The organism is Streptomyces lienomycini (assembly GCF_027947595.1).
GTDB lineage: Bacteria > Actinomycetota > Actinomycetes > Streptomycetales > Streptomycetaceae > Streptomyces > Streptomyces lienomycini.
Window position 1 is genome coordinate 734,215 of record NZ_CP116257.1, and the last position, 18,636, is coordinate 752,850.

The following is an 18,636-nucleotide window of genomic DNA, read 5'->3' on the forward strand; positions in this document are numbered from 1 at the left end:
AGAAATGGGAATCCGCAAGTACAAGCCGACTACGCCGGGCCGTCGTGGCTCCAGCGTCGCCGACTTCGTCGAGGTCACGCGGTCCACGCCGGAGAAGTCGCTGGTCCGCCCGCTGCACAGCAAGGGCGGCCGTAACAACGCCGGTCGTGTGACCGTTCGCCACCAGGGTGGCGGACACAAGCGCGCCTACCGTGTCATCGACTTCCGTCGGCACGACAAGGACGGCGTGCCGGCGAAGGTCGCGCACATCGAGTACGACCCCAACCGCACCGCGCGCATCGCGCTGCTGCACTACGCCGACGGCGAGAAGCGCTACATCCTCGCCCCGCGCAACCTGCAGCAGGGCGACCGCGTCGAGAACGGTCCCGGGGCCGACATCAAGCCGGGCAACAACCTGGCGCTCCGCAACATCCCGGTCGGTACCACGATCCACGCGATCGAGCTCCGTCCCGGTGGCGGCGCCAAGTTCGCCCGCTCCGCCGGTGCCTCCGTGCAGCTGCTCGCGAAGGAGGGCTCGATGGCCCACCTGCGCATGCCGTCCGGAGAGATCCGCCTGGTCGACCAGCGCTGCCGCGCCACGGTCGGCGAGGTCGGCAACGCCGAGCAGTCCAACATCAACTGGGGCAAGGCCGGCCGTAAGCGGTGGCTGGGCGTTCGCCCGACCGTCCGTGGTGTCGTCATGAACCCGGTCGACCACCCGCACGGTGGTGGCGAGGGCCGTACTTCCGGTGGCCGTCACCCCGTGTCGCCGTGGGGCAAGAAGGAAGGCCGTACTCGTTCGCCCAAGAAGGCGTCGAACAAGTACATCGTCCGCCGCCGCAAGACGAACAAGAAGCGCTAAGGACGGGTTGAGATGCCTCGTAGCTTGAAGAAGGGACCCTTCGTCGACGACCACCTGATCAAGAAGGTGGACGTCCAGAACGAAGCCGGTACCAAGAACGTCATCAAGACCTGGTCCCGTCGCTCGATGATCGTCCCGGCGATGCTCGGCCACACGATCGCGGTGCACAACGGCAAGACCCACATCCCGGTGTTTGTCACCGAGTCCATGGTCGGCCACAAGCTCGGCGAGTTCTCGCCGACGCGCACCTTCCGGGGTCACGTGAAGGACGACCGGAAGTCGAAGCGCCGCTAACAGCGGGGTGGAATGACCATGACAAACACTGAAGGGACAACCATGGAAGCCAGGGCCCAGGCGCGGTACATCCGCGTCACGCCCATGAAGGCCCGCCGCGTGGTGGACCTCATCCGTGGCATGGATGCCACGGAGGCTCAGGCGGTCCTGCGTTTCGCCCCGCAGGCCGCGAGCGTGCCGGTCGGCAAGGTGCTGGACAGCGCCATCGCCAACGCCGCGCACAACTACGACCACACCGACGCCGACAGCCTCGTCATTTCCGAGGCGTACGTCGACGAGGGCCCGACCCTGAAGCGGTTCCGTCCGCGCGCCCAGGGCCGCGCCTACCGGATCCGCAAGCGGACCAGCCACATCACCGTGGTCGTCAGCAGCAAGGAAGGAACCCGGTAATGGGCCAGAAGGTAAACCCGCACGGGTTCCGGCTCGGTGTCACCACCGACTTCAAGTCGCGTTGGTACGCCGACAAGCTGTACAAGGACTACGTCAAGGAAGACGTCGCCATCCGTCGGATGATGACGTCCGGCATGGAGCGCGCCGGCATCTCGAAGGTGGAGATCGAGCGCACCCGTGACCGCGTGCGTGTGGACATCCACACCGCCCGTCCCGGCATCGTCATCGGCCGCCGCGGCGCCGAGGCCGACCGCATCCGCGGTGACCTGGAGAAGCTGACCGGCAAGCAGGTCCAGCTGAACATCCTCGAGGTCAAGAGCCCCGAGACGGACGCTCAGCTGGTGGCCCAGGCCGTCGCCGAGCAGCTGTCCTCCCGCGTCTCCTTCCGTCGCGCCATGCGCAAGAGCATGCAGGGCACGATGAAGGCCGGCGCCAAGGGCATCAAGATCCAGTGCGGTGGCCGCCTCGGTGGCGCCGAGATGTCCCGCTCGGAGTTCTACCGCGAGGGCCGTGTGCCCCTGCACACGCTCCGCGCGAACGTGGACTACGGCTTCTTCGAGGCCAAGACGACCTTCGGCCGCATCGGTGTGAAGGTCTGGATCTACAAGGGCGACGTCAAGAACATCGCCGAGGTCCGCGCCGAGAACGCCGCCGCCCGTGCCGGCAACCGCCCGGCCCGTGGCGGCGCCGACCGCCCGGCCCGCGGTGGCCGCGGTGGCGAGCGTCGTGGGCGCAAGCCGCAGCAGCAGTCGGCTCCGGCCGCCGAGGCCCCCAAGGCCGACGCGCCCGCCGCTGCCGCTCCGGCCGAGAGCACCGGAACGGAGGCCTGACCGTCATGCTGATCCCCCGCAGGGTCAAGCACCGCAAGCAGCACCACCCCAAGCGCCGCGGTATGGCCAAGGGCGGTACGCAGGTTGCGTTCGGCGAGTACGGCATCCAGGCCCTCACGCCGGCGTACGTGACCAACCGCCAGATCGAGGCGGCCCGTATCGCGATGACCCGCCACATCAAGCGTGGCGGCAAGGTCTGGATCAACATCTACCCGGACCGCCCGCTCACGAAGAAGCCGGCCGAGACCCGCATGGGTTCCGGTAAGGGTTCTCCCGAGTGGTGGATCGCGAACGTGCACCCGGGTCGGGTCATGTTCGAGCTGTCCTACCCCAACGAGAAGATCGCCCGTGAGGCGCTGACCCGTGCGGCCCACAAGCTGCCGATGAAGTGCCGGATCGTCAAGCGCGAGGCAGGTGAAGCGTGATGTCGGCCGGTACCAAGGCGTCCGAGCTGCGCGAGCTGGGCAACGAGGAGCTTCTTGCGAAGCTCCGCGAGGCCAAGGAAGAGCTGTTCAACCTCCGCTTCCAGGCGGCGACGGGTCAGCTCGAGAACCACGGTCGGCTCAAGGCCGTCCGTAAGGACATCGCGCGGATCTACACCCTGATGCGTGAGCGCGAGCTGGGCATCGAGACGGTGGAGAGCGCCTGATGAGCGAGAGCAACGTGACTGAAGAGACGAAGGCCGCGCGCGGCTTCCGCAAGACCCGCCAGGGTCTGGTCGTCAGCGACAAGATGGACAAGACCGTCGTCGTCGCCGTCGAGGACCGCGTGACCCACGCCCTGTACGGCAAGGTCATCCGCCGTACCGAGAAGCTCAAGGCTCACGACGAGCAGAACGCCGCGGGCGTCGGCGACCGTGTCCTCCTCATGGAGACCCGGCCGCTGTCCGCGACGAAGCGCTGGCGCGTCGTCGAGGTCCTCGAGAAGGCCAAGTAAGAAATCTCCTGCGGGGCATTCCTCGCAGGGCAGTTCCGCCAGGCTCCGGGAGTCGTTCACCCAGGTGACCGACTCCCGGGGAACCGGCAGACATTCAGGAGATAGACGTGATCCAGCAGGAGTCGCGGCTGCGTGTCGCCGACAACACGGGTGCGAAGGAAATCCTGACCATCCGTGTGCTCGGTGGCTCGGGCCGCCGCTACGCGGGTATCGGTGACGTCATCGTCGCCACCGTCAAGGACGCGATCCCCGGTGGCAACGTGAAGAAGGGTGACGTCGTCAAGGCGGTCATCGTTCGCACCGTCAAGGAGCGCCGCCGTCCCGACGGCTCGTACATCCGCTTCGACGAGAACGCCGCCGTCATTCTGAAGAACGACGGCGACCCTCGCGGCACCCGTATCTTCGGCCCGGTGGGCCGTGAGCTGCGCGAGAAGAAGTTCATGAAGATCATCTCCCTCGCGCCGGAGGTGCTGTGAGCATGAAGATCAAGAAGGGCGACCTGGTCCAGGTCATCACCGGTAAGGACAAGGGCAAGCAGGGCAAGGTCATCGCGGCCTTCCCCCGCGAGGACCGCGTCCTGGTCGAGGGTGTCAACCGGGTCAAGAAGCACACCAAGGCCGGGCCGACCGCTCGCGGTTCGCAGGCCGGCGGCATCGTGACCACCGAGGCCCCGATCCACGTCTCCAACGTCCAGCTGGTCGTGGAGAAGGACGGCAACAAGGTCGTCACGCGCGTCGGTTACCGCTTCGACGACGAGGGCAACAAGGTTCGCGTTGCCAAGCGGACGGGTGAGGACATCTGATGGCTACCACCACCACTCCGCGTCTCAAGACGAAGTACCGCGAGGAGATCGCCGGCAAGCTGCGTGAGGAGTTCTCCTACGAGAACGTCATGCAGATCCCCGGCCTCGTGAAGATCGTGGTCAACATGGGTGTCGGCGACGCCGCCCGTGACTCGAAGCTGATCGAGGGCGCGATCCGCGACCTGACCACCATCACCGGTCAGAAGCCGGCCGTCACCAAGGCCCGCAAGTCCATCGCGCAGTTCAAGCTGCGTGAGGGCCAGCCGATCGGTGCCCACGTCACGCTCCGTGGCGACCGCATGTGGGAGTTCCTGGACCGCACCCTGTCGCTCGCGCTGCCGCGCATCCGCGACTTCCGCGGTCTGTCCCCCAAGCAGTTCGACGGCCGTGGCAACTACACCTTCGGTCTCACCGAGCAGGTCATGTTCCACGAGATCGACCAGGACAAGATCGACCGCACCCGGGGTATGGACATCACCGTGGTGACCACGGCGACCAACGACGCTGAGGGCCGCGCGCTCCTTCGTCACCTCGGCTTCCCCTTCAAGGAGGCGTGAGCGAGATGGCGAAGAAGGCTCTGATTGCCAAGGCTGCTCGCAAGCCCAAGTTCGGTGTCCGCGGCTACACGCGCTGCCAGCGCTGCGGCCGTCCGCACTCCGTCTACCGCAAGTTCGGCCTGTGCCGCGTGTGCCTCCGTGAGATGGCTCACCGTGGCGAGCTGCCGGGCGTGACCAAGAGCTCTTGGTAATCCGGTAATTCCGGGTTATTCAGACTCTCGGTAAGCAACTGGGTGGGCAGGGGCCCGGCTCCGCATGCCTTAGGCTTGTGGGGTTGGGCGTCTGTCGCCCCAAACGACTTACTACGCCGTAGGTCCACCGCGCCGCACCCGTCCCGTCTCGGATCGGGGAGAGGGATGGCGCACCAGGAAACCACGGCGAGAGAGGCCGAAGGCCAATTCATGACCATGACTGATCCGATCGCAGACATGCTTACGCGTCTGCGGAACGCGAACTCGGCGTACCACGACTCCGTGACGATGCCGGCGTCCAAGATCAAGTCTCACATCGCGGAGATCCTCCAGCAGGAGGGCTTCATCACCGGCTGGAAGACCGAGGACGCCGAGGTGGGCAAGAACCTCACCCTCGAGCTGAAGTTCGGTCCGAACCGTGAGCGCTCCATCGCGGGCATCAAGCGGATCTCCAAGCCCGGTCTCCGGGTGTACGCGAAGTCCACCAACCTGCCCAAGGTGCTGGGTGGCCTCGGCGTGGCGATCATCTCCACGTCGCACGGGCTCCTCACCGACAAGCAGGCCGGCAAGAAGGGCGTAGGCGGAGAAGTTCTCGCCTACGTCTGGTAACGGAAGGGAACGGAGGAAACAGCTATGTCGCGCATCGGCAAGCTCCCCATCGCGGTTCCCGCCGGCGTGGACGTCACCATCGACGGCCGTACGGTTTCGGTCAAGGGACCCAAGGGTTCGCTGACTCACACCGTCGTGGCGCCGATCGACATCGCCAAGGGTGAGGACGGCGTGCTGAGCGTCACCCGCCCCAACGACGAGCGTCAGAGCAAGGCCCTGCACGGCCTGTCCCGCACGCTGGTGGCGAACATGATCACCGGCGTGACCCAGGGTTACGTGAAGAAGCTCGAGATCAGCGGTGTCGGTTACCGCGTGCTCGCCAAGGGGTCGAACCTGGAGTTCTCCCTCGGCTACAGCCACCCGATCCTGGTCGAGGCCCCCGAGGGCATCACCTTCAAGGTGGAGAACCCGACGCACTTCTCGGTCGAGGGCATCGACAAGCAGAAGGTCGGCGAGGTTGCGGCCAACATCCGCAAGCTGCGCAAGCCCGACCCGTACAAGGCCAAGGGCGTCAAGTACGAGGGCGAAGTCATCCGACGCAAGGTCGGAAAGGCGGGTAAGTAAGCCATGGCATACGGACAGAAGATCCTCAAGGGCGACGCCTACAAGCGCGCCGCGATCAAGCGCCGCCACATCCGGATTCGCAAGAATCTCTCGGGCACGGCGGAGCGTCCCCGTCTGGTCGTTACCCGTTCGAACCGCCACATCGTGGCCCAGGTGATCGACGACATCAAGGGTCACACCCTTGCGTCGGCGTCCACCCTGGACACCTCGATCCGCGGTGGCGAGGCCGACAAGTCCGCGCAGGCCCAGCAGGTCGGCGCCCTGGTCGCCGAGCGCGCCAAGGCCGCCGGCGTCGAGGCCGTCGTGTTCGACCGTGGTGGCAACCAGTACGCCGGGCGCATCGCCGCCCTGGCGGACGCCGCCCGCGAAGCCGGGCTGAAGTTCTGAGCCGCCCGTCGCGGCAGCGACTGATGTCGCTGCGTAGCTACGGAAACGAAGAGAGGTAATTCCAATGGCTGGACCCCAGCGCCGCGGTGGCGGTGCCGGTGGCGGCGAGCGGCGGGACCGGAAGGGTCGCGACGGTGGCGCTGCCGCCGAGAAGACCGCGTACGTTGAGCGCGTTGTCGCGATCAACCGCGTCGCCAAGGTTGTGAAGGGTGGTCGTCGCTTCAGCTTCACCGCGCTGGTCGTGGTGGGCGACGGTGACGGCACCGTGGGTGTCGGATACGGCAAGGCCAAGGAGGTGCCGGCCGCCATCGCCAAGGGTGTTGAGGAGGCCAAGAAGCACTTCTTCAAGGTCCCCCGCATCCAGGGCACCATCCCGCACCCCATCCAGGGTGAGAAGGCTGCCGGCGTCGTGCTGCTCAAGCCCGCGTCCCCCGGTACCGGCGTGATCGCCGGTGGTCCGGTGCGCGCCGTGCTCGAGTGCGCCGGTATCCACGACGTGCTGTCGAAGTCGCTCGGCTCCGACAACCAGATCAACATCGTGCACGCGACCGTGGAGGCCCTCAAGGGCCTGCAGCGTCCCGAGGAGATCGCGGCCCGCCGTGGTCTGCCGCTCGAGGACGTCGCCCCCGCGGCTCTTCTCCGTGCACGTGCCGGGGCGGGTGCGTAATCATGGCGCAGCTCAAGATTACGCAGGTCAAGTCCTACATCGGCAGCAAGCAGAACCACCGTGACACCCTGCGTTCCCTTGGTCTCAAGGGCATCAACACGCAGGTCGTCAAGGAGGACCGCCCCGAGTTCCGCGGCATGGTGCACACCGTCCGCCACCTCGTGTCGGTCGAGGAGGTCGACTGATCATGGCGGAGAACAACCCGCTCAAGATCCACAACCTCCGTCCCGCCCCGGGCGCCAAGACCGCCAAGACCCGTGTCGGTCGTGGTGAGGCGTCGAAGGGTAAGACGGCCGGTCGTGGTACCAAGGGCACGAAGGCCCGCTACCAGGTTCCGGAGCGCTTCGAGGGTGGCCAGATGCCCCTCCACATGCGTCTCCCGAAGCTGAAGGGCTTCAAGAACCCGTTCAAGACCGAGTTCCAGGTCGTGAACCTCGACAAGCTGTCCGCGCTGTACCCCGAGGGTGGCGAGGTCACCGTCGAGGGCCTCGTGGCCAAGGGTGCCGTTCGCAAGAACAGCCTCGTCAAGGTCCTCGGCCAGGGCGAGGTCTCCGTGGCGCTGCAGGTGACGGTCGACGCCGTCTCCGGCTCCGCCAAGGAGAAGATCACCGCCGCCGGCGGTACCGTCACCGAGCTCGTCTGAACCCTTCAGGCGCCTCGATGACTTGAGCGATCCCAACCGGGGATACCCACAAAAGGGGTATCCCCGGTTGGTCGTTCCAAGGTAAGTGGTCCCGCCGGTAAGGTGGCCGGGCTGCCCTCTTTCACGTGTGCGTCACATGAGGCACTCTGAGCGGCAGTTCACCGTTACTTACTCAGTCGTCATTACTCAGTCGTCAGTCGAACCTCAAGACCGTCACCCTTGACGCAGTAGCGCGGGGGTCGCAGGAGGCACCGTGCTCACCGCGTTCGCCCGGGCGTTCAAGACGCCCGACCTGCGCAAGAAGCTGCTCTTCACGCTCGGCATCATCGTGGTGTACCGGATGGGTACCCACATTCCCATCCCAGGTGTCGACTACAAGAACGTCCAGGAGTGCGTGGACCAGGCGTCCGGTAACCAGGGCCTCTTCGGCCTGGTCAACATGTTCAGCGGTGGCGCCCTGCTGCAGATCACGGTCTTCGCGCTCGGCATCATGCCGTACATCACGGCGAGCATCATTCTGCAGCTGCTGACCGTGGTCATCCCGCGCCTGGAAGCCCTCAAGAAGGAGGGCCAGGCGGGTACGGCGAAGATCACGCAGTACACCCGTTACCTGACCATCGCGCTCGCCATCCTGCAGGGCACCGGCCTGGTCGCCACCGCCCGCAGCGGCGCCCTGTTCTCCGGCTGCACCGTCGCCGGCCAGATCGTCCCCGACCAGGCGATCTTCACCACCATCGTCATGGTGGTCACCATGACCGCCGGTACGGCCGTCGTCATGTGGCTCGGCGAGCTGATCACGGACCGCGGCATCGGCAACGGCATGTCGATCCTGATGTTCATCTCGATCGCCGCGACCTTCCCGTCCGCCCTGTGGGCCATCAAGAAGCAGGGCGACCTGGCGGGCGGCTGGATCGAGTTCGGCACGGTCATCCTCGTCGGCCTGGTCATGGTCGGCCTCGTGGTCTTCGTGGAGCAGGCCCAGCGCCGCATTCCGGTGCAGTACGCGAAGCGCATGATCGGCCGCCGCTCCTACGGCGGCACCTCGACGTACATCCCGCTCAAGGTGAACCAGGCGGGCGTCATCCCCGTCATCTTCGCCTCGTCGCTGCTCTACATCCCGGCGCTGATCGTCCAGTTCTCGAACTCGACGGCGGGCTGGGCCACCTGGATCACGAAGAACCTCGCGGACACCGCGGCGACGCCGCACGTGCTTCTGTACTTCTTCCTGATCGTGTTCTTCGCCTTCTTCTACGTGGCCATCTCGTTCAACCCCGAGGAAGTCGCGGACAACATGAAGAAGTATGGTGGCTTCATCCCGGGCATCCGGGCTGGCCGACCGACCGCTGAGTATCTGAGCTACGTACTCAACCGGATCACCTGGCCGGGTTCGCTGTATCTGGGCCTGATCGCTCTCGTCCCAACATTGGCGTTGGCTGGTTTCGGGGCAAACCAGAACTTCCCGTTCGGTGGTACCAGCATCCTGATCATCGTGGGTGTGGGTCTCGAGACGGTGAAGCAGATCGAGAGCCAGCTCCAGCAGCGCAATTACGAAGGGTTCCTCCGCTGATGCGAATCGTCCTCGTCGGGCCGCCGGGTGCTGGAAAGGGAACGCAGGCCACCCGCCTTGCCGAGACGCTGCACATTCCGCACATCTCCACGGGCGACCTGTTCCGCGCGAACATCAGCCGGCAGACCGAACTGGGCAAGCTCGCGAAGTCCTACATGGACGCCGGCAACCTCGTACCGGACGAGGTCACCATCGCCATGGCGAAGGACCGCATGGAGCAGCCCGACGCCGAGGGCGGTTTCCTGCTGGACGGCTTCCCGCGCAACGTGTCGCAGGCCGGGGCGCTGGACGAGCTGCTCGAGAACGAGGACATGAAGCTCGACGCGGTGCTGGACCTGGAGGCGCCGGAGGACGAGGTCGTCAAGCGGATCGCCGGCCGCCGGGTCTGCCGCAACAACTCGGCGCACGTCTTCCACGTGACGTACACGCCGCCGAAGAAGGAAGGCGTCTGCGACGTCTGCGGCGGCGAGCTGTACCAGCGGGACGACGACTCCGAGGAGACGGTCCGCAAGCGGCTCGAGGTCTACCACACGCAGACCGAGCCGATCATCGACTACTACAAGGCGCAGGGCCTGGTCGTCACCATCTCGGCGACGGGACCCGTGGACGAGGTCACCGGCCGCGCGCTGGAGGCGCTCAAGCGCGACAAGTAGTTCTTCGCCCGGCTGCAGCCGCGGTCCCCGTCGAGGGGGGGCCGCGGCTGTGCCGTGGGGCGGGCTGGTGCCCGCCCCGTATCGTTGGAAGCGTCCGCGCTCCTCAGGGACCGCCCCTCAGGACCGCCCCTCCGGTCCCGCCCAGTCCAGAAAGGCCGCAGCCCCCATGGTGCAGATCAAGAACCCCGAGCAGATCGCCAAGATGCGTGAGGCGGGGCTGGTCGTCGCCGCCATCCACGCGGCCACCCGCGAGGCCGCCGTGCCCGGCGCCACGACCAGGGACCTGGACCAGGTCGCCCGCAAGGTCCTCGCGGAGCACGACGCCAAGCCGAACTTCCTCGGGTACGGCGGCTTCCCCGCCACCATCTGCACCTCGGTGAACGAGGTGGTCGTCCACGGCATCCCCTCCGACGACGTGGTCCTGAGGGACGGCGACGTCATCTCCATCGACTGCGGCGCGATCATCGACGGCTGGCACGGCGACGCCGCCTACACGGCCTTCGTCGGCTCCGGTCACTCCCCGGAGCTGGTGGAGCTCTCCCGGGTGACCGAGGAGTCCATGTGGGCGGGGATCGCGGCCATGAAGCAGGGCAACCGCCTCGTGGACGTCTCCCGCGCCATCGAGACCTACATCCGCCGCCAGCCCAAGCCCGGCGGCGGCAAGTACGGGATCATCGAGGACTACGGCGGCCACGGCATCGGCACCGAGATGCACATGGACCCGCACCTGCTGAACTACGTCGACCGCAAGCGCGGCAAGGGCCCGAAGCTCGTCCCGGGCTTCTGCCTGGCCATCGAGCCGATGCTGTCCCTCGGCACCCCCCGCACCGAGGTCCTGTCCGACGACTGGACGGTCATCACGACCGACGGCACCTGGTCCTCCCACTGGGAGCACTCGGTCGCCCTGACGGAACAGGGCCCCCTTGTCCTGACGGCGCCGGACGGCGGCAGGGCGAAGCTGGCGGAGCTGGGTGTCACGGCGGCGCCGGACCCCCTTGCATAACGATCTCGTATCCCGGGCAGACTTCCTCGTTTCGCCTTTCCGGGTTCGCTGACGTAGACTGACTCGTCGGCTGCCGTGCATCCCCATGTCTTGAGGATTGTGCAGCGAGTCGATCAAGGTAGTCGATTCGAAGGGCGAAGCGTGGCCAAGAAGCAAGGTGCCATCGAGATCGAGGGCACTGTCGTCGAGTCTCTTCCGAACGCCATGTTCAGGGTCGAGCTCCAGAACGGCCACCAGGTCCTGGCACACATCAGCGGCAAGATGCGCATGCACTACATCCGCATCCTCCCTGACGACCGGGTCGTGGTGGAGCTGTCTCCGTACGACCTGACGCGTGGCCGGATCGTCTACCGGTACAAGTAGATCTTGCCCACGTCCCACCGCCGTCAGGCTCGGGACCGCCGGCAACTGACCCGGAGAACCTCACACCCATGAAGGTCAAGCCGAGCGTCAAGAAGATCTGCGACAAGTGCAGGGTGATCCGCCGTCACGGCCGGGTCATGGTCATCTGCGACAACCCGCGCCACAAGCAGCGCCAGGGCTGACGCAGCACCGTCCCTCCGCGATTCGCAGGACTTCGCGCGACGCGAGCTGAATATGTTCATACGCAGGACCCGGATGCCCAGGCGTCCGACACCCCCGGTTTCGGAGGCCGGGGACCCGAGCCGTACCAAGCCCTCGACTGTGTCTTTCGCACAGCGTGAAGGTGCCGGCGGCCGGGGTCCGGTTCTGTGGAAGACCTCCGACCATCAACTGGAGCCATTGAATGGCACGCGTTTCCGGTGTTGACATCCCGCGCGAAAAGCGCGTCGAGATCGCCCTCACCTACGTGTTCGGCATCGGCCGGACCCTCTCGCAGCAGACGCTCGCCGCCGTCGGCGTGGACCCGAACACCCGTGTTCGGGACCTCTCCGAGGAGCAGCTCGTCGCGATCCGCGAGTACGTCGACAACAACATCAAGACCGAGGGTGACCTCCGTCGCGAGGTGCAGGCCGACATCCGCCGCAAGGTCGAGATCGGTACCTACCAGGGCCTGCGTCACCGCCGTGGCCTGCCCGTCCGCGGTCAGCGCACCAGCACCAACGCCCGCACCCGCAAGGGCCCGCGTCGCGCCATCGCCGGCAAGAAGAAGCCGGGCAAGAAGTAGTCCTCAGCGGACGCTGTTCAGCGGTCTTCGCTGTAGGACCGACCACCTCCCGTAGGAGAACGACATGCCCCCCAAGGGACGTCAGGGCGCTGCCAAGAAGGTGCGCCGCAAGGAAAAGAAGAACGTCGCTCACGGCCACGCGCACATCAAGAGCACGTTCAACAACACGATCGTGTCCATCACGGACCCGACCGGCAACGTGATCTCCTGGGCCTCCGCCGGCCACGTCGGCTTCAAGGGCTCCCGGAAGTCCACGCCGTTCGCCGCGCAGATGGCCGCCGAGTCGGCTGCCCGTCGCGCGCAGGAGCACGGCATGCGCAAGGTCGACGTGTTCGTCAAGGGCCCGGGTTCCGGTCGTGAGACCGCCATCCGCTCCCTGCAGGCGACCGGCCTCGAGGTCGGCTCCATCCAGGACGTCACGCCCACCCCGCACAACGGCTGCCGTCCGCCGAAGCGCCGTCGCGTCTGATTCTCGCCTCACGGCGACATCGCTTCACCGCGACCTCGTTTCATCGCTTCACCAGGGTTTCCGGGCGGTACGGCTCTTTCGGGTCGTATCGCCCGTACCCTTGCAGTACTGGTCGGGCGTCAAATAGCGGGCGCCCCTGACTGAAGGATCACCACATGCTGATCGCTCAGCGTCCCTCGTTGACCGAAGAGGTCGTCGACGAGTTCCGCTCCCGGTTCGTCATCGAGCCGCTGGAGCCGGGCTTCGGCTACACCCTCGGCAACTCCCTCCGCCGCACCCTCCTCTCGTCGATCCCCGGCGCTGCTGTCACCAGCATCCGCATCGACGGTGTCCTGCACGAGTTCACCACCGTGCCGGGCGTCAAGGAGGACGTCACCGACCTGATCCTCAACATCAAGCAGCTGGTCGTCTCCTCGGAGCACGACGAGCCCGTCGTGATGTACCTGCGCAAGCAGGGCCCGGGTCTGGTCACCGCCGCCGACATCGCGCCCCCGGCCGGTGTCGAGGTGCACAACCCCGACCTGGTCCTCGCCACGCTCAACGGCAAGGGCAAGCTGGAGATGGAGCTGACCGTCGAGCGCGGTCGCGGCTACGTCTCCGCCGTGCAGAACAAGCAGGTGGGCCAGGAGATCGGCCGTATCCCGGTCGACTCGATCTACTCGCCCGTCCTCAAGGTCACGTACAAGGTCGAGGCCACGCGTGTCGAGCAGCGCACCGACTTCGACAAGCTGATCGTCGACGTCGAGACCAAGCAGGCCATGCGTCCGCGTGACGCCATGGCGTCGGCCGGCAAGACCCTGGTCGAGCTGTTCGGTCTGGCCCGTGAGCTGAACATCGACGCCGAGGGCATCGACATGGGTCCGTCCCCGACGGACGCCGCGCTCGCCGCCGATCTGGCGCTGCCGATCGAGGAGCTGGAGCTCACCGTTCGGTCGTACAACTGCCTCAAGCGCGAGGGCATCCACTCCGTGGGTGAGCTCGTGGCCCGTTCCGAGGCGGACCTGCTCGACATCCGCAACTTCGGTGCGAAGTCGATCGACGAGGTCAAGGCCAAGCTCGCGGGTATGGGGCTTGCGCTGAAGGACTCGCCTCCCGGGTTCGACCCGACCGCCGCCGCGGACGCGTTCGGCGCGGACGACGACGCGGATGCGGGCTTCGTCGAGACCGAGCAGTACTGAGGGCTCGGGTTCGACGGTTCGTTTTCGACTGCCGGCCCGCTGTGGCTGGTCGCGCAGTTCCCCGCGCCCCTTTGGGGCGCGGGGTCTCCGACGGGCGACCGCCTGCTCGGATACTGACTTCGGTACCTGATACGGCCGGGGCAGACACCTAGGAGAATCACCATGCCGAAGCCCACCAAGGGTGCCCGTATGGGCGGCAGCGCCGCGCACGAGAAGCTGCTCCTCGCGAATCTCGCGAAGGCGCTGTTCGAGCACGGCCGGATCACCACCACCGAGGCGAAGGCGCGCAAGCTGCGTCCGTACGCCGAGCGTCTGGTCACCAAGGCGAAGAAGGGCGACCTTCACAACCGCCGTCAGGTGCTCCAGGTGATCACGGACAAGAGCATCGTCCACACGCTCTTCACCGAGATCGGCCCGCGCTACGAGAACCGTCCCGGTGGCTACACCCGGATCACCAAGATCGGTAACCGCCGTGGCGACAACGCGCCCATGGCCGTCATCGAGCTGGTCGAGGCGCTGACCGTGGCGCAGCAGGCCACCGGTGAGGCCGAGGCCGCGACGAAGCGTGCGGCCAAGGACGCCGAGGGCTCCGCCGAGGTTTCCGAGGCCAAGGTCGACACGGCCAAGGCCGACGACGAGGCTGCGGCCGAGGAGTCCAAGGACGCGTAAGCGTCTGCCGGGGGCTGTGCGTCGGCGGCTGCGGGTTCGTGGTGGCTTGTCGCGCAGTTCCCCGCGCCCCTGAAGGCAGGGCGTTGGCGGGCCCGTTCCTTTCCAGGAGCGGGCCCGCTTTCGTGTGGGTGAGAGGATTTCTGGGTGAGTGACGAAGTGCAGCCCGGTCATGTCCGTGTCCGTCTCGATCTCTCCTATGACGGGAGGGAGTTCTCCGGTTGGGCCAAGCAGGCCGGGGGGCGGCGGACCGTGCAGGGAGAGATCGAGGACGCGCTGCGGACCGTGACGCGGTCGCCGGAGACGTACGAGCTGACCGTGGCGGGGCGGACCGACGCAGGGGTGCACGCGCGGGGGCAGGTCGCGCATGTGGATCTGCCGCGCGCGGTGTGGGCCGAGCACCGTGCGAAGCTGCTCAAGCGGCTCGCCGGGCGGCTGCCGAGGGACGTGCGGGTCTGGGCACTGCGCGAGGCGCCCGGCGGCTTCAACGCCCGGTTCTCGGCGGTCTGGCGGCGCTACGCCTACCGGGTCACCGACAACCCCGGGGGCGTCGACCCGCTGCTGCGCGGGCACGTCCTGTGGCACGACTGGCCACTCGACGTGGACGCCATGAACGAGGCCGCCCGCGGTCTGCTGGGCGAGCACGACTTCGCCGCCTACTGCAAGAAGCGGGAGGGGGCCACCACCATCCGGACGCTCCAGGAACTGAGCCTGGTACGGGGCGATGCGGACGGGATCATCACCGCCACCGTCCGGGCCGACGCCTTCTGCCACAACATGGTGCGCTCCCTGATCGGCGCGCTGCTCTTCGTCGGCGACGGGCACCGCGGGCCCGACTGGCCGGCGAAGGTCCTCGCCGCGGGCGTACGGGACTCGGCCGTGCACGTCGTACGGCCGCACGGGCTGACCCTGGAGGAGGTCGGCTACCCGGCCGACGAGCTGCTGGCGGCCCGGAACCTGGAGGCGCGGAACAAGAGGACGCTGCCCGGGGGCGGTTGCTGCTGAACGCGCGGCGCCCGGTGTGGCGTGGTGTCAGGAGCGGCGCGCACGCCTGCCGCCGCCGGCCGCCCGGCGGTCGTGGCGGCTGCGCTTGATGGAGAGTATCCAGCCCAGCACGGTGACGGTGACCGCCAGGCACGTGAAGCCGAGGACGATGACGTCGACCTGGGTGACCTTCGTGACGGTGTAGGCGATGCCGGCGAGAACCGCGCAGGCGCCGAGGCCTCTGAGGGTGTTCATGCTTCTCCTGTGCCTGTCCGTTGCCTGGCTGTCTGCTACTTCCAGGCCGACACACGGGTCACGAAGGACTTGAGGATCGACGACACGAGCCAGTAGGCCCGTACGACGGTGTAGACCAACTCGGGGACGAGCAGGGCCTCGACGAGCATCGCCTTCCAGCCCAGGGTCCGTACCCGCAGCGCGGGATACACGATCCAGAAGGCGAGCAGGGCCCACAGCAGCGGGTGCGTGCTCAGGCTGTACTGGGCCGCGGAGACGAGTTGGCGGGCGCCCCAGATGAAGATGTACGCGAAGCCGAACAGGCCCAGCACCATGGTGATGATGGAGTGCCAGGTGAACTTGGTCCAGCCGCGGCGGCGCAGTGCGTCCACGGTGCCCCGGCTCCACCGCTCGCGCTGCTGGATCAGCTCGCGCAGGGTGGGCATGAGGTCGGTGTACGCGATGCACAGCTGATTGGCCGTGACCTTCCAGCCGGACTCCTTGAGCGCCAGCGTGGTCTCGTAGTCCTCGACGAGGTTGCGGTGGTCCTCCCAGAACACCTCGCCGCGCCAGTCGATCAGGCCCTGCAGGGCTTCGGCCCGGTAGAAGGAACCGGCGCCCGACATGGTGTGGACGTCCCTGCGGAAGCGCGAGTTCGCCGCCCGGCCGTACTCGATGATCTGCATGCCCAGCAGGAACCGCTGCCAGGGGTTGCGCCACAGGTCGGTACGGCCGAGGCAGGCCGCGCTGACCCCGCCGATGTCGGGGTCGGACGAGATGACGTTCCGGGCGCGCTCGATGAACCGGGAGTGCAGTTCGGTGTCGGCGTCCATGACGAGGATGTGGCCCACACGGCCGTTGAGACGGCCGCCGACGGTCTGCCTGAGCCAGTTCAGGCCGTAGTTGAGGGCGCCGGCCTTCTTGTGGGGGTTGTCCGGGATGTTCAGCACGACCGTCTCGGGCGTGCTCTCGTCCTCGGCGAACCGGAGCGCGAAGTCCTCGGTGCGGTCGGTGGAGTTGTTGACCACCACGACGATCAGGTCGGGCCGGCGGGTCTGCCGGGACAGGGAGTCGAGAGAGGTGAGGACGCCGACCTCCTCGTTCCGCGCGGGAACCAGGATGACGGTCTCGTACACCAGGGTGGTCGCGGTGGGGGCGACGCGGACGTGCCCACCGCGGCCTCTCCGGTGACGGCTTCGAGCCGCCGGCTGCGACTCAGCCCGGTCGTGGCCCGTGTCGATGACGGACAAGGCGATCCCCCCACCCTGTTTGCTTTTGGAGCGACAGACCCACTTTGTGTGGGCTGTGTGAATGCGGTTGTGAAGATACCGCACGCATGTACGGCTGTTGAATGTTTGATCATGCGCCTACAAGTCATGGGATACGGCGCAAAGTGGACGGAGCGTTGGTCCTCACTTGTCCGTTACAGGACAGTGAATCCCAACAATTCCGGCAATCGCGGCAAGGGTTGTGCGATGTCGGCGTGAACAAGGTCACGTAAGTGGAGGGATGGAGCCGGTTGTGGGGATTCGGTGACCATGTGCCTAAGATTCGCTCGACATTCAGCCATGGAATCCGGGGTATTTCATGACCCATCGCGGTAAATCATCTGGTAAGGGGCGGAGTTTCCTTATCGTTGCGTCTGTGGTGGCGCTTCTGGCCGCCGCCGGTGCCTCCGCCTACCGATGGTGGCCGTCGGAGGGGGACCCCGCGGCCCTCACCGTCCGCTACCGCACCGAAGGCCCGGCGGTGACCGACGTCGCCACGCCCTGGCTGGAAGTCATCAACACCTCCGGCAAGGCGGTGGACCTCGCCGACGTCACCGTCCGGTACCACTACCGGGCCGACGACGGCGCCCGGTTCGCGGCCAACTGCGTGCAGACGTCCGTCGGCTGTTCCAAGGTCACCCTGCTCACGTCCGCCGCGAAGGAGGCCGGGGCCGAGGCCGACCGCTATCTGGAGATCGGCTTCACCGGCGACGCCCCCACCCTGGAGCCCGGCGGGACGACCCAGGCGATCGGGCTCCAGCTGTACCGCGTCGACCACAGGCAACTGGACCAGTCGGACGACTACTCGTTCGACGCGGCCAAGACCTCGTACCAGGAGTCCGAGCGGGTCACGGCCTACCTGGACGGGACCCAGGTGTGGGGCGAGGGGCCCGACGGCGAGACCGCGGGGTCCGGGCGACGCGCCGACGCGGGGGCTCCCGGCGAAGCGGCACGGCCGTCGGCGGGACTCCTCTTCGACGACTTCGCCTACACGGGCCCCGCCGACCCGTCGCTCGCCGCCAACGGCTGGGAGGTGCGCAGCGGCGCGGGCGGCCCCGGCGTCGAGGACTCGTGGTCCGCGAAGGGCGTCACGTTCCCCGCCGGCGAGCACGGCGGGGGCGGGCAGGCGCTGCGCCTGGAGGCCCGTACCGACGGCACCGAGAAGGGAACGGTGCAGTCGGAGGTGAACACCGCGCGTCCGGTGTTCCGCGAAGGCACCCTCGTCGCCCGGGTGCACTTCAGCGACGAACCGGTGAACGGCCGGGACGGGGACCACGTCTCCCAGTCGCTCTTCGCCATATCGCCGGACCACGCGTCGCGGAAGTACAGCGAACTCGACTTCGAGTACATGGCCAACGGCGGCTGGGGCCGCTACGGTCCGATCCTCGACACCACCAGCTGGCGCAGCAGCGACCTGGGCGACCGGGTGACCCGGCCCCACCAGGTGAAGCTCGGCGGCTGGCACACCCTGGCCATGACCGCGGCCGACGGCGAGGTCACCTACTCGGTGGACGGCGACGTGCTCTTCACCAGCGGGAAGGCGTACCTCCCGCGGGAGGCGATGAGCATCAACTTCAGCAACTGGTTCATCGACCTCCCCTTCAAGGGGGAGCGCTCCTGGGCGATGCAGGTCGACTGGATGTACTTCCAGGCCGGCCAGGCCGTCTCCCCGGACGACGCGGCGAAGGCCGCGGCCGGCTTCGCCGCCGCGGGAACGAGGTACGTGAACACGCTCGGGGAGTGACCGGGCAGGCGG

The 18,636-nt window shown here is 67.2% G+C and carries 30 protein-coding genes; 28 read left to right on the top strand and 2 right to left on the bottom strand.

The window, feature by feature from the left end; all coding sequences use genetic code 11:
- Nucleotides 1-4 precede the first annotated feature (4 nt).
- From rplB to truA, 27 genes are all read left to right on the top strand, one after another.
- On the top strand, nt 5-841 hold the full coding sequence (gene rplB, locus BJ961_RS03535; RefSeq protein ID WP_030400225.1) for a 50S ribosomal protein L2: 837 nt from the start codon (nt 5-7) through the stop codon (nt 839-841).
- 12 nt (nt 842-853) lie between these two features.
- Nucleotides 854-1,135 (top strand): 30S ribosomal protein S19, encoded by a 282-nt coding sequence (gene rpsS, locus BJ961_RS03540; protein ID WP_003948639.1) that lies wholly within the window; start codon nt 854-856, stop codon nt 1,133-1,135.
- Nucleotides 1,136-1,177: 42 nt separating this feature from the next.
- Complete coding sequence (gene rplV, locus BJ961_RS03545; RefSeq protein WP_030619142.1) at nt 1,178-1,525, top strand: 50S ribosomal protein L22; 348 nt, start codon at nt 1,178-1,180, stop codon at nt 1,523-1,525.
- On the top strand, nt 1,525-2,355 hold the full coding sequence (gene rpsC, locus BJ961_RS03550) for a 30S ribosomal protein S3 (RefSeq protein ID WP_271319847.1): 831 nt from the start codon (nt 1,525-1,527) through the stop codon (nt 2,353-2,355). The genes rplV and rpsC overlap by 1 nt, the downstream gene beginning before the upstream one ends.
- 5 nt (nt 2,356-2,360) lie before the next feature.
- Entirely contained in the window at nt 2,361-2,780 is a 420-nt protein-coding gene (rplP, locus tag BJ961_RS03555; RefSeq protein WP_003974260.1) for a 50S ribosomal protein L16, read from the top strand.
- A complete protein-coding gene (gene rpmC, locus BJ961_RS03560) occupies nt 2,780-3,004 on the top strand; it encodes a 50S ribosomal protein L29 (protein ID WP_003974259.1) in 225 nt (74 codons plus the stop codon). The genes rplP and rpmC overlap by 1 nt, the downstream gene beginning before the upstream one ends.
- Nucleotides 3,004-3,291: a 30S ribosomal protein S17 gene (gene rpsQ / locus BJ961_RS03565; RefSeq protein WP_003974258.1), complete on the top strand. Its 288-nt coding sequence runs from the start codon at nt 3,004-3,006 to the stop codon at nt 3,289-3,291. Before rpmC ends, rpsQ begins: the two co-directional genes overlap by 1 nt.
- A gap of 107 nt (nt 3,292-3,398) precedes the next feature.
- Nucleotides 3,399-3,767, top strand: a complete 369-nt coding sequence (gene rplN / locus BJ961_RS03570) for a 50S ribosomal protein L14 (RefSeq protein WP_003974257.1) — start codon at nt 3,399-3,401, stop codon at nt 3,765-3,767.
- Between the two features lie 2 nt (nt 3,768-3,769).
- Nucleotides 3,770-4,093: a 50S ribosomal protein L24 gene (rplX, locus tag BJ961_RS03575; RefSeq protein ID WP_003974256.1), complete on the top strand. Its 324-nt coding sequence runs from the start codon at nt 3,770-3,772 to the stop codon at nt 4,091-4,093.
- Nucleotides 4,093-4,650 (top strand): 50S ribosomal protein L5, encoded by a 558-nt coding sequence (rplE, locus tag BJ961_RS03580; protein ID WP_003974255.1) that lies wholly within the window; start codon nt 4,093-4,095, stop codon nt 4,648-4,650. Before rplX ends, rplE begins: the two co-directional genes overlap by 1 nt.
- Nucleotides 4,651-4,655: 5 nt before the next feature.
- On the top strand, nt 4,656-4,841 hold the full coding sequence (locus BJ961_RS03585) for a type Z 30S ribosomal protein S14 (protein WP_003948630.1): 186 nt from the start codon (nt 4,656-4,658) through the stop codon (nt 4,839-4,841).
- Nucleotides 4,842-5,051: 210 nt separating this feature from the next.
- Nucleotides 5,052-5,450, top strand: a complete 399-nt coding sequence (gene rpsH, locus BJ961_RS03590) for a 30S ribosomal protein S8 (protein WP_003974254.1) — start codon at nt 5,052-5,054, stop codon at nt 5,448-5,450.
- Between the two features lie 24 nt (nt 5,451-5,474).
- Nucleotides 5,475-6,014 carry a 50S ribosomal protein L6 gene (rplF, locus tag BJ961_RS03595; protein ID WP_271319848.1) on the top strand — a complete coding sequence of 180 codons (540 nt, stop codon included), beginning with the start codon at nt 5,475-5,477 and terminating at the stop codon, nt 6,012-6,014.
- Between the two features lie 3 nt (nt 6,015-6,017).
- Entirely contained in the window at nt 6,018-6,401 is a 384-nt protein-coding gene (gene rplR, locus BJ961_RS03600; RefSeq protein WP_271319849.1) for a 50S ribosomal protein L18, read from the top strand.
- A gap of 64 nt (nt 6,402-6,465) precedes the next feature.
- On the top strand, nt 6,466-7,068 hold the full coding sequence (rpsE, locus tag BJ961_RS03605) for a 30S ribosomal protein S5 (protein WP_031041540.1): 603 nt from the start codon (nt 6,466-6,468) through the stop codon (nt 7,066-7,068).
- Between the two features lie 2 nt (nt 7,069-7,070).
- On the top strand, nt 7,071-7,253 hold the full coding sequence (gene rpmD / locus BJ961_RS03610; protein ID WP_006140898.1) for a 50S ribosomal protein L30: 183 nt from the start codon (nt 7,071-7,073) through the stop codon (nt 7,251-7,253).
- Between the two features lie 2 nt (nt 7,254-7,255).
- Nucleotides 7,256-7,711 (top strand): 50S ribosomal protein L15, encoded by a 456-nt coding sequence (gene rplO, locus BJ961_RS03615; protein ID WP_271319850.1) that lies wholly within the window; start codon nt 7,256-7,258, stop codon nt 7,709-7,711.
- A 253-nt stretch (nt 7,712-7,964) separates the two neighbouring features.
- Nucleotides 7,965-9,278 (top strand): preprotein translocase subunit SecY, encoded by a 1,314-nt coding sequence (gene secY, locus BJ961_RS03620; RefSeq protein WP_271319851.1) that lies wholly within the window; start codon nt 7,965-7,967, stop codon nt 9,276-9,278.
- The gene (locus BJ961_RS03625) at nt 9,278-9,931 is read left to right on the top strand and encodes an adenylate kinase (protein WP_271319852.1); all 654 of its coding nucleotides are present in this window, start codon (nt 9,278-9,280) and stop codon (nt 9,929-9,931) included. Before secY ends, BJ961_RS03625 begins: the two co-directional genes overlap by 1 nt.
- A 166-nt stretch (nt 9,932-10,097) precedes the next feature.
- Nucleotides 10,098-10,934 (top strand): type I methionyl aminopeptidase, encoded by an 837-nt coding sequence (map, locus tag BJ961_RS03630; protein WP_271319853.1) that lies wholly within the window; start codon nt 10,098-10,100, stop codon nt 10,932-10,934.
- Between the two features lie 141 nt (nt 10,935-11,075).
- The gene (infA, locus tag BJ961_RS03635; protein WP_004927214.1) at nt 11,076-11,297 is read left to right on the top strand and encodes a translation initiation factor IF-1; all 222 of its coding nucleotides are present in this window, start codon (nt 11,076-11,078) and stop codon (nt 11,295-11,297) included.
- A gap of 68 nt (nt 11,298-11,365) precedes the next feature.
- Nucleotides 11,366-11,479: a 50S ribosomal protein L36 gene (rpmJ, locus tag BJ961_RS03640; protein ID WP_003974245.1), complete on the top strand. Its 114-nt coding sequence runs from the start codon at nt 11,366-11,368 to the stop codon at nt 11,477-11,479.
- A gap of 221 nt (nt 11,480-11,700) precedes the next feature.
- Nucleotides 11,701-12,081, top strand: a complete 381-nt coding sequence (rpsM, locus tag BJ961_RS03645) for a 30S ribosomal protein S13 (protein WP_271319854.1) — start codon at nt 11,701-11,703, stop codon at nt 12,079-12,081.
- A gap of 64 nt (nt 12,082-12,145) precedes the next feature.
- Nucleotides 12,146-12,550, top strand: coding sequence for a 30S ribosomal protein S11 (gene rpsK, locus BJ961_RS03650; protein ID WP_003948617.1), 405 nt, complete (start codon nt 12,146-12,148; stop codon nt 12,548-12,550).
- 155 nt (nt 12,551-12,705) lie between these two features.
- A complete protein-coding gene (locus BJ961_RS03655) occupies nt 12,706-13,728 on the top strand; it encodes a DNA-directed RNA polymerase subunit alpha (RefSeq protein WP_003966937.1) in 1,023 nt (340 codons plus the stop codon).
- 162 nt (nt 13,729-13,890) lie between these two features.
- The gene (gene rplQ, locus BJ961_RS03660; protein ID WP_271319855.1) at nt 13,891-14,397 is read left to right on the top strand and encodes a 50S ribosomal protein L17; all 507 of its coding nucleotides are present in this window, start codon (nt 13,891-13,893) and stop codon (nt 14,395-14,397) included.
- Between the two features lie 144 nt (nt 14,398-14,541).
- The gene (gene truA / locus BJ961_RS03665; RefSeq protein WP_271319856.1) at nt 14,542-15,399 is read left to right on the top strand and encodes a tRNA pseudouridine(38-40) synthase TruA; all 858 of its coding nucleotides are present in this window, start codon (nt 14,542-14,544) and stop codon (nt 15,397-15,399) included.
- A 27-nt stretch (nt 15,400-15,426) separates the two neighbouring features.
- On the opposite strand, the gene BJ961_RS03670 is transcribed toward truA, so the two are convergent.
- Both BJ961_RS03670 and BJ961_RS03675 read right to left on the bottom strand, forming a co-directional pair.
- The gene (locus BJ961_RS03670; protein ID WP_271319857.1) at nt 15,427-15,633 is read right to left on the bottom strand and encodes a hypothetical protein; all 207 of its coding nucleotides are present in this window, start codon (nt 15,631-15,633) and stop codon (nt 15,427-15,429) included.
- A 35-nt stretch (nt 15,634-15,668) separates the two neighbouring features.
- Nucleotides 15,669-16,748 carry a glycosyltransferase family 2 protein gene (locus BJ961_RS03675; RefSeq protein WP_271319858.1) on the bottom strand — a complete coding sequence of 360 codons (1,080 nt, stop codon included), beginning with the start codon at nt 16,746-16,748 and terminating at the stop codon, nt 15,669-15,671.
- A gap of 508 nt (nt 16,749-17,256) precedes the next feature.
- On the opposite strand from BJ961_RS03675, the gene BJ961_RS03680 reads away from it, so the two are divergent.
- Nucleotides 17,257-18,624, top strand: a complete 1,368-nt coding sequence (locus BJ961_RS03680; RefSeq protein WP_271319859.1) for a cellulose binding domain-containing protein — start codon at nt 17,257-17,259, stop codon at nt 18,622-18,624.
- The last annotated feature ends 12 nt before the right edge of the window (nt 18,625-18,636 follow it).